10 protein-coding genes are annotated in these 12,212 nt (G+C 65.2%); 4 read left to right on the top strand and 6 right to left on the bottom strand.

Annotated features, from left to right (window positions below; genetic code table 11):
- Positions 1 to 12 precede the first annotated feature (12 nt).
- The 3 genes from AB7A72_RS12950 to AB7A72_RS12940 all read right to left on the bottom strand — a co-directional run bounded on the left by AB7A72_RS12950 (position 13) and on the right by AB7A72_RS12940 (position 3,472).
- Complete coding sequence (locus AB7A72_RS12950) at positions 13 to 1,911, bottom strand: amidohydrolase (RefSeq protein ID WP_369460216.1); 1,899 nt, start codon at positions 1,909 to 1,911, stop codon at positions 13 to 15.
- Positions 1,912 to 2,000: 89 nt separating this feature from the next.
- Entirely contained in the window at positions 2,001 to 2,696 is a 696-nt protein-coding gene (locus tag AB7A72_RS12945; protein ID WP_239809874.1) for a hydrolase, read from the bottom strand.
- A gap of 65 nt (positions 2,697 to 2,761) precedes the next feature.
- On the bottom strand, positions 2,762 to 3,472 hold the full coding sequence (locus AB7A72_RS12940) for a pirin family protein (protein ID WP_312527860.1): 711 nt from the start codon (positions 3,470 to 3,472) through the stop codon (positions 2,762 to 2,764).
- 121 nt (positions 3,473 to 3,593) lie between these two features.
- Here AB7A72_RS12940 and AB7A72_RS12935 point away from each other — a divergent pair, with 121 nt between their 5' ends.
- Positions 3,594 to 4,541, top strand: a complete 948-nt coding sequence (locus tag AB7A72_RS12935; RefSeq protein WP_369460215.1) for a LysR family transcriptional regulator — start codon at positions 3,594 to 3,596, stop codon at positions 4,539 to 4,541.
- A 14-nt stretch (positions 4,542 to 4,555) separates the two neighbouring features.
- Here AB7A72_RS12935 and AB7A72_RS12930 read toward each other — a convergent pair whose 3' ends face one another.
- On the bottom strand, positions 4,556 to 5,512 hold the full coding sequence (locus AB7A72_RS12930) for a DMT family transporter (RefSeq protein WP_369460214.1): 957 nt from the start codon (positions 5,510 to 5,512) through the stop codon (positions 4,556 to 4,558).
- Positions 5,513 to 5,804: 292 nt separating this feature from the next.
- Here AB7A72_RS12930 and AB7A72_RS12925 point away from each other — a divergent pair, with 292 nt between their 5' ends.
- Complete coding sequence (locus tag AB7A72_RS12925; RefSeq protein WP_312412072.1) at positions 5,805 to 6,188, top strand: VOC family protein; 384 nt, start codon at positions 5,805 to 5,807, stop codon at positions 6,186 to 6,188.
- 53 nt (positions 6,189 to 6,241) lie between these two features.
- Here AB7A72_RS12925 and AB7A72_RS12920 read toward each other — a convergent pair whose 3' ends face one another.
- Complete coding sequence (locus AB7A72_RS12920; RefSeq protein WP_369460213.1) at positions 6,242 to 7,438, bottom strand: multidrug effflux MFS transporter; 1,197 nt, start codon at positions 7,436 to 7,438, stop codon at positions 6,242 to 6,244.
- 206 nt (positions 7,439 to 7,644) lie between these two features.
- Positions 7,645 to 9,669 carry an acetoacetate--CoA ligase gene (locus AB7A72_RS12915; protein ID WP_369460212.1) on the bottom strand — a complete coding sequence of 675 codons (2,025 nt, stop codon included), beginning with the start codon at positions 9,667 to 9,669 and terminating at the stop codon, positions 7,645 to 7,647.
- A 746-nt stretch (positions 9,670 to 10,415) separates the two neighbouring features.
- On the opposite strand from AB7A72_RS12915, the gene AB7A72_RS12910 reads away from it, so the two are divergent.
- Together AB7A72_RS12910 and AB7A72_RS12905 are read left to right on the top strand one after the other, a co-directional pair.
- A complete protein-coding gene (locus tag AB7A72_RS12910) occupies positions 10,416 to 11,474 on the top strand; it encodes an acyltransferase family protein (protein ID WP_407064979.1) in 1,059 nt (352 codons plus the stop codon).
- 104 nt (positions 11,475 to 11,578) lie between these two features.
- The gene (locus tag AB7A72_RS12905) at positions 11,579 to 12,211 is read left to right on the top strand and encodes a DUF924 family protein (RefSeq protein WP_369460210.1); all 633 of its coding nucleotides are present in this window, start codon (positions 11,579 to 11,581) and stop codon (positions 12,209 to 12,211) included.
- Position 12,212: the final 1 nt, after the last annotated feature.

Genomic DNA, 12,212 nt, shown 5'->3' with positions numbered 1-12,212 from the left:
AGGGTAGGTCGCTCAGGACATCCAGCAGGAGCAGCCCAGTGCGCCAAAAAAGCCTTGCATGTCAGAGGCCGGCACCTTGGAGGCCCAGGCATCGGCATGCTGGTGGCCGTGCATGCCGCAGTGGCTGCCACAGCCGCAACCAGCAGCCAGGCTGCGGTAGCGGGCGGGGTTCAGCGAGTGTTTGCCGGCACCTTCGGGCTCGCCCCAGGCGCCATAGCCACCAAAGCGGCGCACGGGCGACCAGTCGGGCATCGCAGGGGGCAGCGGGTTGTCGTCATGGTGGGCAAAGCTGCCTGCGCCGTACACCACCCGGCCACCGACCACGGTCAGGTCCGAGGTGAGGAAGGAGATTTCATCCTCGGGCACCTGGAAATAGTCCTTGCTCGGCACGATCAGGTCGGCAAACTGGCCCACCTGGATGCGGCCACGCGCACCTTCCTCGTTGGAGAACCAGGCCACGTTCTCGGTCCACATGCGCAGCGCGGTTTCGCGGTCGAGCAGGTTGCGCTCGGGGTACATCTGCATGCCGCCGACGGTCTTGCCGGTCACCATCCAGGACAGCGACACCCAGGGGTTGTACGAGGCCACGCGGGTGGCATCGGTACCGGCGGAGACCTTGACGCCTTTTTCCAGCATCTTCTTCACAGGCGGCGTGGCTTCCATCGCCTGGTGGCCATAGCGCTCGGCAAAGTACTCGCCCTGGTAGGCCATGCGGTGCTGCACGGCAATGCCGCCGCCGAGCGCGGCAATGCGGTCGATCGAGCGGTCGGAGATGGTTTCGGCATGGTCAAAGAACCAGTTCAGGCCGTCGATGGGCGTTTCCTGGTGCACCTTTTCGAAGACATCGAGCGCACGGCTGATGGTCTCGTCATAGGTGGCATGCAGGCGCCAGGGCCATTGGTTCTGCACCAGCACGCGCACCACGTCTTCGAGCTCGGTCTCCATCTGCGGGGGCATGTCGGGGCGGGGCTGGCGAAAGTCTTCAAAGTCGGCCGCCGAGTACACCAGCATCTCGCCAGCGCCGTTGTGGCGGAAGTAGTCGTTGCCCTGCTTGTACTTGACCGACTGCGTCCACTGCAGAAAGTCGTCCTTCTCTTCCTTGGGCTTTTGCGTGAACAGGTTGTAGGCCAGGCGCACGGTGATCTGGCCTTGTTTGTTGAGCTCATCGATGACCTGGTAGTCATCGGGGTAGTTTTGCGAGCCGCCGCCGGCGTCGATGACACCGGTCACGCCCAGGCGGTTGAGCTCGCGCATGAAGTGGCGCGTGGAGTTGACCTGGTACTCGAAGGGCAGCTTGGGGCCCTTGGCCAAGGTGGAATAGAGGATGGTGGCATTGGGCTTGGCCAGCAGCAGGCCCTGCGGGTTGCCCTGGCTGTCGCGCACAATCTCGCCGCCCGGTGGCTGGGGCGTGTCGCGGTGGTAGCCCACGGCGCGCAGCGCAGCGGCGTTGAGCAGGGCGCGGTCATACAGGTGCAGCAGGAACACGGGGGTGTCCGGCGCAATCGCATTGATCTCGGCCAGGGTCGGCAGGCGCTTTTCGACAAACTGGTGCTCGGTAAAACCGCCCACCACGCGTACCCACTGCGGTGCCGGCGTGATCGCCACCTGCTGGCGCAGCATCTCCAGCGCATCGGCGAGTGAGCGCACGCCGTCCCAGCGCAGCTCCATGTTGAAGTTCAGACCGCCCCGGATCACATGGGTGTGGTTGTCAAACAGGCCGGGCAGCGCACTGCGGCCTTGCAGGTCGACCTTGCGGGTGCCGCTGCCGGCCAGCGCCAGCACCTCGGCATCACTGCCCACGGCGACAAACTTGCCATCGCGGATGGCCACGGCGCTGGCCGTGGGTTGGGCCTTGTTCAACGTGGTGAAGCGGCCGTTGTGAAAGATGGTGTCGGGGCTGGAGGTGGTCATGGCAGTGGCGTGCTGGGTGGGTGGTGAGGGGTGGCGGCGGTGGGAGTCTGGGCCTGCGTGCGAAGACGCCAACCCCCACCTGGAAGCAATTAAACAGCAGGCTTGGGGCCGATGGTGTTGCCGTGCTGTGCACGCTCGGGCGCCTTGTGCACCATCGTGTAGGCATAGTCCACGCCCATGCCGTAGGCACCGGAGTGTTCGCGCACGATGTCCATCACCGCGTCATAGGTCTCGCGCTTGGCCCAGTCACGCTGCCATTCCAGCAGCACCTGCTGCCAGGTGACGGGCACCACACCGGCCTGCACCATGCGCTGCATGGCCTGGTTGTGCGCTTCGAGCGAGGTGCCGCCCGAGGCGTCGGCCACCATGTAGATCTCGTAGCCGGCGTCGTGCATGGCGCTCAGTGCAAAGGTGGTGTTGCAGACCTCGGTCCACAGGCCGGAGACGATGATCTTCTTGTGGCCCTTGGCGACGTTGGCAGCCAGCGCATCACGCACATTCTGGTCGTCCCAGGAGTTCATCGAGGTGCGCTCCAGGATGGGGTTGCCGGGGAAGACGTTCAGCAGCTCGGGGTAGGTGTGGCCGGAGAAGCTGTGCGTCTCGACCGTGGTGATGGTGGTCGGCACGCCGAACACCTTGGCCGCCTTGGCCAGGCCCACCACATTGTTCTTCAGGGTCTGGCGGTCGATGGACTGCACGCCGAACGCCATCTGGGGCTGCTGGTCGATGAAGATCATCTGGCTGTTGGCGGGGGTCAGGACTTCGAGGAATCGTTTGTTGGTCATGGTGCGTGCTCCTGGAAAAGTGAAAACGGGGACGGCGTGTGTTTAAAAAAGGAATCTAGGCTGACTTAGTTCAGAGCCGGTGCATCCACCAGCACGATTTCGGTGTCTTCGGTGGCAGTGATGCGGATCGTGGTTTCGCCATGGATGGCGGCACCATCGCGGCTGGACAGCGCCACACCATTGACTGAGGCACTGCCCTTGGCAAGGACCAGGTAGCCATAGCGGTCGGCATGCGCAAAACCGTAGTCCAGGCTCTCACCCGCCTTGATCGTGGCACCCAGCACCCGGGCATTGGCTCGGATGGGCAGCGCGTCGCTGTCGCCATCCATGCCGCTGGCCAGGGTCACGAACTTGCCGCTGCGGTCACCCTTGGGGAAGGGCTTGGCTCCCCAACTGGGCTTGTCGCCCTGGCGGTCGGGCAGGATCCAGATCTGGAAGATGCGGGTCGTCGTGGGCTCCAGGTTGTATTCCGAGTGGCGCACGCCGCTGCCGGCGCTCATCACCTGCACATCACCGGCTTCGGTGCGGCCCCGGTTGCCCAGGCTGTCTTCGTGGGTGATGGCACCTTCACGGACATAGGTGATGATTTCCATGTCGGCATGGCCGTGCGGTGGGAAGCCGGTTTGCGGCGCGATGGTGTCATCGTTCCAGACCCGCAGAGCACCCCAGTTCACGCGCTGGGCGTCACGGTAGTCGGCAAAAGAGAAGTGGTGCTTGGCATCGAGCCAACCGTGGTTGGCACCGCCCAGGCTGTCAAAGCTGCGTCGTTCAATCATGTCTTTCTCCAGGTGTTTGTCGTCGATGAAGAAAGTGTAGGCCGCGTTGACTATGATTAAAATAGAAAATATAGAAAAGCATTCATTCCATATTTGATGTGATCGAGAAAGCGATGAATCCATGAGCAAACTGCCTGACCTGGAAGCCTGGGCCATTTTTGCCAAGGTGGCCGAGACCGGATCGTTCGCGCGCACCGCTGCCGAGCTGGCGCTGTCGCAGGCAACGGTATCGAAGGCCATCACGCGGCTGGAGGGCCGCATGAAGACCAGCCTGTTCCACCGCACCTCGCGCCGCATGGCGCTGACCGATGCTGGCAGCAGCGCGCTGGAGCGGGCCACGCGCATCCTGCAGGAGGGCGAGGCGGTGGAGGCCGACATCACCGACCGATCCACCAGCCTGCGCGGCCAGATCCGCATTGCCGCGCCGATGTCGTTCGGCATCGCGCGGCTGTCGCCGATCCTGCCCCGGTTCATGGCGATGCACCCGGATGTGGAGCTGAACCTGCACTTTGCCGACGAGCAGGTGGACCTGATCCGCGACCGCTTCGACCTGGCGCTGCGCATTGCCAACCTGAGCGATTCGAGCCTGATTGCGCGCACCTTGTGCAAGGTGCGCATCTTGCTGGTGGGGTCACCCGCCTACTTCGAGCGCTATGGCCGCCCGGTGCACCCCCGTGATCTGGCCAAGCACAAGGGCCTGCAGTACAGCCTGGCGCGCTATGGCACCAGCTGGCGCTTTCGCCATGCAAGGCATGGCGAGTACACGCAGGTGATGCCAATACAGATGCAGGTGAACAATGCCGAGGCGCTGCAACCGGCGCTGCTGGCCGGCATGGGCCTGGCCTTGCAGCCCTCGTTTCTGGTGTGGCAGGAGCTGCGCGATGGCAGCCTGCAGACGGCCATGCCGGGCTGGGAGGCGGATGTGCTGTCGCTCAACATCGTCACCCCGCCGGGCCGCAGCCGGCCCGCGCGCGTGCAGGCCTTCATGGACTATGCGGCCCAGCAGTTCATCAACGAGCCCTGGGCAGAGCTGCCGCCGCAGCTGGACGAGAACCCGCTGGCGGTCTGAGGCGAGATAGACCTTTAGCGCGCTCCGGCTGCGGCCACGGCAGCACGTGGCGTGCGCCGGCCCCAGTTCATCACCACGGTGCCGGCAATGGCCATCGCACCGCCGGCCAGCATCGATGCATCGATCTGCTCGCCCAGCAACAGCGCCGAGCAGGCCACGCCAATCACCGGCACCAGGGTGATATAGCCCGATGCCGCGCCAGCGCCCAGTGCCTTGACACCATCAAAGTACCAGGCATAGGCCAGCGCCGTGGAGCCCCAGGCCAGGAACAGCAGCGCGCCCCAGGCGGGTAGGCCGGCATCGAAGGCCTGGGCCATGCCCTGCGTCCCTTCCACCACCAGACTGGCGGCCAGCAGCATGACGGCGCCCATGGTGGCGGTGACCGCAGTGGTGGACAGCGCATCGACCCCGGCCAGAATCGCCCGGCCCAGCAAGGTGTAGCTGACCCAGCAAGCCACGCAGCCCAGGATCAGCAGCTCGCCCTTGCCCAGGCCGCCGGCCAGCAGCTGGGCCGGATCGCCATGCGAGATGACCAGCACGGCACCGAGGGCGGCCAGCACCATGCCCAAGGCGATCGTGCGATTGATGCGTTCCTTGAAAATCCATACCGCCAGCAGCAAGGTCAGCACCGGGTTGAGCGTGATGACCAGCGCCGCCTTGCTGGCGGGCAGGTACTGCAGGCCGCTCAAAAAGCAGGCCGCGTAGCCAAACACCCCGGTGGCCGCAGCGGCCGCCATGCCCAGCCAGCGCTTGGGCGACCATTGCCGGAGCCCGGCCATGCCGCCTGCGGCATACAGCCAGACCAGCAGCACCACAGCGGCGAGCACAAAACGCAGGCCTGACGCCGCCAGCGGCGGCATGTGCTGGGCGACGATGCGGCCGCTGGGCCAGGAGGCGCCCCAGAGCAAGGCCATGCCGATCAAACGCAGGTGCGAGGCGGCCTGCGGGCCGAAGGTATTTTGTAAATTCATGTGTGGATTGCCCGGCCGAACCCGGCACGCACAACGCACCCCAGCAGGCCCGGGGGCGACTATAGCGACTGTGCGGGCTGGGTAGTTGGCAGGCCGGCGACAGGTGACCAGAGCGAGGGGCTAAGCAGTGGCGCAGGCACAGCCCGGCACTGTTGTGTGTTGGCTGCAAACCGGCAGCGATGATGGTGGATACTGCGCGACAAGCGTGCGTTTTCAGCCGCTTGGCAGCGCCGCTATAGTGGCGGCTGCCCGACCGACCCCCTTCTTTTCCCACCCCTGCAAGGAGACTTTCATGTTCAGCCACATCATGCTCGGCACCAGCGATCTGGAGAAATCACGCCAGTTCTACGATGCCTTCCTCGCCGAGCTGGGCGTGCCCCCGGGTGCTGCCAACAAGAACCGCTATTTCTGGCGCGGCAATGGCGGCACCTTCAGCGTCAGCACCCCCATCAATGGCGAGGCAGCCAGCATCGGCAATGGCAGCACCACCGGCTTTGCCGCCAGCAGCACCGAGCAGGTCGACAAGGCGCATGCGGTGGGCGTGGCCCATGGCGGCGTGGCCTGTGAAGACCCACCGGGCTGGCGCGGCGAAGGCCCTGCAGCCCTGTACCTGGCCTACCTGCGCGATCCCGATGGCAACAAGCTCTGCCTGGCCTACCGCCAGCCCAAGGTTTAATCCGCCCCCGTAAAAACGCCCCGCAGCTGCGGGGCGTTTTTCGTTGGCGGGTGTCAGACCTTTGCGCCGCGCCGCCCGCCCAAGGTGATCCAGGTCAGCAGCACGCCACACAGCGCGCCGGTGGCCATGCCCACCACCATCGGCAGCGGTTTGCCGCTGGAGAACACGCCCACAATCTGCATCGCCACCGCACCGGTCAGCATCTGCAAGGTGCCCAGCAAGGCCGACGCTGTGCCGGCGATCTGGCCATGCGCCTCCAGCGCCAGCACCGAGGTCGTCGGGATCACCAGGCCCATCAAGCCGCTGGCAACAAAGTACAGGCCAATCAACACGGCGAGCTGGTCGCCGCCCATCAGGTAATAGGCCAGCAGGCAGCACATCACCACGCCGCTGGCGGTGGCGGCCAGTTTGACAACGGGCACCAGCCCAAAGCGTTTGCCCAGCATGCCGGTGAACTGCGCCGCACCAATGAACGCAATCGCATTGAACGCAAAGGCCATGCTGTACTGCGTGGTGCTGAGGCCATAGTGGTTGATCAGCACAAAGGGCGAACCCGCCAGGTAGACGAAGAAGCCGGCCATCGCGCAGGCGCCGATGAACACCAGCCCCAGGTAGTACCAGTCACGCAGCAGCAGGCCATAGGCTTTGAGCACGCCGCCGAGGCTGCTGTCCACCCCATGGCTGGCCGCGCGGGTCTCGGGCAGGCCACGCGCCATTGCGGCCATGCCGATGAGGGCGGCAGCGGCCACCACCCAGAACACCATGCGCCAGCCGCCGACCGCAATCACCCCGCTGCCGGCCAGCGGCGCGAGGATCGGCGAGACGCTGAACACCAGCATCAGCAGCGACATCATGCGGGCGGCTTCATGGCCGGTGTGCAGGTCACGCACCACTGCACGCGGAATGGCCATGCCCGCTGCAGCGCCCAGGCCCTGGATAAAGCGCAGCACCACCAGGGTGTGAATATCCTGCGCCAGCGCGCAGCCGACACTGGCCAGCACAAAAATGGCCAGGCCCAGGTAGAGCGGCTTCTTGCGGCCCCACATGTCGGCGAGGGTGCCAAACAGCGGCTGGCCCACGCCCAGCGCCAGGAAGAAGGCCGTCAGGCTGGCTTGCACGGCCCCAACGGGCGCTTGCAGGCTGGCGCCAATCTGCGGCAGCGCCGGCAGGTACATGTCGATGGCAAAAGGGCCAATGGCCGATAGCAGGCCCAGGATGAAAACCAGGCGCAGGGAGATGGCTGAAGACATACGCGTTACAGACACGCAGGCCGTGGGCCTGCGGTCGTTCATAGGGTTCGGTGTCGGAAAAGGCCTGTGGGTGCGGAACGCGAGGGTTCAGGCACCCAGGCCGGATGCAGCGTGTGCATCGAGAAGGATCTGCATTATTGCACCAGGCCGCCGCCATCGTCCGTTGCAAGGCTGCTTGGCAGCACCTGCCTCTGCCCCCGTGCCGGCTAGGTGGCGGTCTGCGCGCTGTGCTGCGCCAGATGCCGGGCGGCATAGGCCTCGTACCAGGGCAGGCAGCCGGGGTTGGCCATGGTCTGGGGGTTCAGCACCTTGCCCGCAGGCTGGCCCAGGAGCAACTTCTTGATCGGCAGCTCCAGCTTTTTGCCAGTGAGGGTGCGCGGCACTTCGGCCACCTGCACGATGGTGTCGGGGACAAAGCGGGGTGACAGCGCGGTGCGTATCGCCTGCGCGATGCGGTCCTGGAGGGCGGCATCCAGCACCAGGCCCTCGCGCAGCACGACAAACAGCGGCATATAGCTGTCGCGGCCCAGGTACTCCAGGTCGATGACCATCGAATCCTGCACCTCGGGCAGCGCCTCGATCGCGTTGTAGATTTCGCTGGTGCCCATGCGCAGGCCCTGGCGGTTGATGGTGGCATCGCTGCGGCCATAGATCACGCAGCTGCCGTCGCTGTTGATCTGAATCCAGTCGCCGTGGCGCCAGATGCCGGGCCAGTGGTCGAAATAGCTGTCCAGGTAGCGCTGCTTACCCGGGTCGTTCCAGAAGTACAGCGGCATCGACGGAATGGGCCGGGTACACACCAGCTCGCCCACCTCGTCGCGCACGGGCTGGCCCTGCTCGTTCCAGGCCTCGACCGCATGGCCCAGCCAGCGGCACTGCATGCGCCCAGGTGCCTGGGGCAGGCTGCGGTTGCCGCCGATGAAGGCGCCGCAGAAATCGGTGCCGCCCGAGATATTGCACCAGAACACCTCGGCAGCCCCCGCAGCCGCCAGCTGGGCGCTGCCCCAGCGCTGCACTTCGGGGGCGAGCGGCGAGCCGGTGCTGCCCAACGTGCGCACCTGTTGCAGGCCTGCGATGGCGCCCACGTCCAGACCGGCTTTCATGCAGTTGCTGTAATAGGCGGCCCCTGCGCCAAAGATGGTGGTGCGATGCCGGGCCGCAAAACGCCACAGCACCCCCCAGTCGGGCTGGCTGCTGCTGCCTGCCGGATGCCCGTCGAAGATGGTGATCGTGGTGCCAAACAGCAGGCCGCTGACCTGGATGTTCCACATCACCCAGCCGGTGGAGCTGTACCAGAGAAAGCGCTCGCCGGCATGGCTGTCGCTGTAGCTGGCGCCCAGGTCGTTGTGCAGGCCCGCCACATGCAAGGCCAGCAGGATGCCGCCGGTGCCGTGCACGATGGGTTTGGGCAGGCCGGTGGTGCCGCTGGAGTAGACGATCCAGATCGGGTGGTCAAAGGGCAGCCATTCGGGCTCGAAGCCGGCCACAGCCTGCGCATCCTGGCCGGTGGTGGCCCAGTCCCAGTGGTGGCTGCCCACCGGGGCGGCGGCATAAGGGGTCTGCACGGTCAGGCAGTGCTGCACCGTGGGCAGCTCGGCCAGCAAGGACTGCACCACGGCACTGCGGTCCAGCGGCTTGCCGCCGTAGTACACGCCATCGACGGCGATCAAGGCCTTGGGCTCGATCTGCTTGAAGCGGTCCACCACGGCAGCCACGCCCATGTCGGGGGCGCAGACGCTCCAGACCGCGCCGAGGCTGACGCAGGCCAGCATCGCGACCACCGTCTCGGGGATATTGGGCATGTAGGCGGCCACCCGGTCGCCCCGGCCAATGCCCAGGCTGCGCAGCGCCACCGCCACCGAGGCCACCTGGCGCTGCAGCTCGGGCCAGGCCATCTCGCGCACCTGGCCCAGCTCGTTGTCGCTGACGATCGCCGGCACCCCGGCTTGATGGGCTGCTGCCGCATGGCGCAGCAGCTGGCGCGGCAGGCTGACCTGGGCACCGCTGAACCAGCGCGCATCGGGCATTGGATCGGCGCTCAGTACCTCGGTGATCGGCGTCGGGGATTCGAGCTGGTAATAGTCCCAGATGCTGCGCCAGAAATCGGCCAGATGCGCCACGGACCAGGCGTGCAGGGCCTCGTAGTCCTCAAACTGCAGGCCATGCTGCTGGCTGAGCCATTGTTCGTAGTGCTGGATCTGGGGCAGGGGGGAGGAAGCAGAGGTGGTCATGGCAGATGAGAAAGCTTTTGCCGAGCGTACGCAAAGCGGGGCCCGCTTGCACGAGGGGAAGCACGCAAGCTGTCACCCTGGCAGCAGGGACTGTTTTTCACAGGGATGGACCCGCCGCTGCTGCTTTGCAATGTTATTTTTTGTCAGCCTGCTCAAGCCCTTTGCCGGCGCAGCGATTGGCTTGCTGGCACAATTCGCGCCCGGGTGCTGACGGGCGCCTTTCGTTTTTTCCTACACGGCGCTGACCTGCCTGCAAGCGATCATCACCACGCAGGCGCTGCATGTCGTGCAGCGCAGGCAGAGGCCCCGGGCGCAGACCCCGGGAGCCAGGCAAGGCAGAGGGGATGGAAGGCGAGGAGCCCGCGTGCTGCGTCCAAGGACGCAGCGCTGCAAGGTGACTGCAAGATGCATGCAATTGCACTGCATTGGTCACAAAATAAAGCATCCACGCCGGAACTTACTCGATAGGCTCGGGTTCTCAACCGTCGCGCTTTGGCGCATGGTTGGTCTTCCCTGCACGCCCTGTAAACCAGTGGCAACGCGGGAACCGCAAAGCCCGATGGGTCAGCTTTCGTGCCGCTTGGCGCGTTAAGCACAGATGTTTAATTCCCAGCAAGCACTGCTGGGGGCGGCCTTCGGGCCTGGCCCCGGCAGCGCAAAGAAACGACACCCAGTCTGGGAGCGCAGCAACGGCCATGGGGCCTGCTGCGGTTAGATGGAGATCATTGGTTTTGTCTGGATTCCGTATGAAATACAACCCTGCGCTGGACGGTATGCGCGCAGTGGCAATCGTCCTGGTGTTTCTGTCGCACGCCCATGCGCCGATGTTTGATGGCGCTTTCTTTGGCGTGGATCTGTTCTTTGTGCTCAGCGGTTTCCTGATCACCTCGCTGCTGCTCAAGGAGCACCAGCAATCGGGCCGCCTCGACTTCTGGCGCTTTTACAAGCGCCGCTTCCTGCGCCTGGGCCCGGCGCTGCTGCTGTTCCTGGCTGCCTACTGGCTGTTTGCGCCGCTGATCTGGCCGGGCCTCGATGATGTAAACCAGGATGTGGTGGTCTCGGCGCTGTACCTGGCCGACTACGGCATCGCCTTCTTTGACAGCCCGGACACCCTGCTGCACATGTGGTCGCTGTCGGTGGAAGAGCACTTCTACCTGATCTGGCCACCGCTCCTGGTGCTGCTGCTGGCGCATACCGCGCGCAAGCAGCTGTGGCGCCCGGTGCTGCTGCTGGTGGTGCTGATGTTTGTCTGGCGCGCCTACTGGGTGGCCCAGGGCCAGCACTTCTATGAAATCTTCTTCCGCTTCGACACCCGCGCCACCGGCATGCTGCTGGGCAGCGCGCTGGCCGCTGTCGCCGTGCACCGCCCCGAGTGGATGGATGCCCTGCATGCCCGCCAGAAATACTTGCTGTGGCTGCTGCCGGTGCTGCCCTTTGCGGTGATTGGCTACGGCTGGGACGACGCCGGTGCGCTGCTCTGGGGTTTTGCGCTAGTCGAACTGGTCGCCGCCGCCATCATTGTTGCGGTGAGCAAGCAAAAGGGTGTGTTGTTTGACATGCTGAGCCTGCCGGCGCTGGTCTGGGTCGGCAAGATGTCCTACGGTATCTACCTGTGGCACTACCCTGTGGTGCGCCTGCTGCGCGCCCATACCGACTGGCAGTGGGTGGTGATTTTGGGCCTGCCGATCTCGGCTGCCTTTGCTGCGCTGTCCTTCTACACGATCGAGCGCTGGGCACTGGGCCTGCGTGACCGCTCCGGCAGCAGCAAAACGGTGGCGCAGCCAGCGGGCTCGCGCACCGCATAAGCGGCCGTCTCTCCCCACAAAGCCGGGCCTTGCCCGGCTTTGTGGTTCTTGCAAGGCACTCCTGCATGGTAAAAAAGCGGGGTTTGATTTACACAGGCCTTGCCATGACCTCAGCGTCCCCCTCAGCACCCATCGCCTCATCCGACGAGGTACTGCAATTCTGGTTGGGCAGCACCCGCCCCAGCAACGGCGAGGCCTTGCAGCACAAGCAGCAATGGTTCAGCAAGTCCGATGCATTCGATGCGCGCATTCGCGAACGCTTTGGCACGACCGTGCAGGCGGCGTTGAGCGGCGAGCTGCCTGGCTGGACCGATGGCGTCTGTGACACGCTGGCCCGCATCCTCTTGCTCGACCAGTTCACGCGCAATATCTACCGGGGCACGCCGCAATCCTTTGCCGGGGATCCGCAGGCGCTGCAGCTGGCCCTGGGCTTGTGCGACAGCGGCCTGGACCAGCAACTGCCGGCAGTGGTGCGGGTATTTGTTTATCTGCCACTCGAGCATGCCGAGGATGCGGTATTGCAGCAGCGCAGCGTGGATCTGTTCACCCGATTGCGGGACAGCCACCCCGAACCTGCCGAGCTGCAGACCTACCTGCAGGGCACCTGGGACTATGCGCTGCGCCACCAGGACGTCATCGCCCGGTTTGGGCGTTTTCCACACCGCAATGCGGTCCTGGGCCGCAGCAGCACCGCCCAGGAGCAGGCCTATCTGGCCCAGCCCGGCGCCGGCTTCTGAA

It is taken from the genome of Comamonas sediminis, assembly GCF_041107495.1.
GTDB lineage: Bacteria > Pseudomonadota > Gammaproteobacteria > Burkholderiales > Burkholderiaceae_C > Comamonas > Comamonas sediminis.
This window is presented reverse-complemented; position numbering and strand designations above follow the sequence as displayed.

Bases quoted from the DNA above. Each gene is read 5' to 3' on its own strand.
- AB7A72_RS12950 (WP_369460216.1), bottom strand. From the start codon at position 1,911: ATGACCACCTCCAGCCCCGACACCATCTTTCACAACGGCCGCTTCACC.
- AB7A72_RS12945 (WP_239809874.1), bottom strand. From the start codon at position 2,696: ATGACCAACAAACGATTCCTCGAAGTCCTGACCCCCGCCAACAGCCAG.
- AB7A72_RS12940 (WP_312527860.1), bottom strand. From the start codon at position 3,472: ATGATTGAACGACGCAGCTTTGACAGCCTGGGCGGTGCCAACCACGGT.
- AB7A72_RS12935 (WP_369460215.1), top strand. From the start codon at position 3,594: ATGAGCAAACTGCCTGACCTGGAAGCCTGGGCCATTTTTGCCAAGGTG.
- AB7A72_RS12930 (WP_369460214.1), bottom strand. From the start codon at position 5,512: ATGAATTTACAAAATACCTTCGGCCCGCAGGCCGCCTCGCACCTGCGT.
- AB7A72_RS12925 (WP_312412072.1), top strand. From the start codon at position 5,805: ATGTTCAGCCACATCATGCTCGGCACCAGCGATCTGGAGAAATCACGC.
- AB7A72_RS12920 (WP_369460213.1), bottom strand. From the start codon at position 7,438: ATGTCTTCAGCCATCTCCCTGCGCCTGGTTTTCATCCTGGGCCTGCTA.
- AB7A72_RS12915 (WP_369460212.1), bottom strand. From the start codon at position 9,669: ATGACCACCTCTGCTTCCTCCCCCCTGCCCCAGATCCAGCACTACGAA.
- AB7A72_RS12910 (WP_407064979.1), top strand. From the start codon at position 10,416: ATGAAATACAACCCTGCGCTGGACGGTATGCGCGCAGTGGCAATCGTC.
- AB7A72_RS12905 (WP_369460210.1), top strand. From the start codon at position 11,579: ATGACCTCAGCGTCCCCCTCAGCACCCATCGCCTCATCCGACGAGGTA.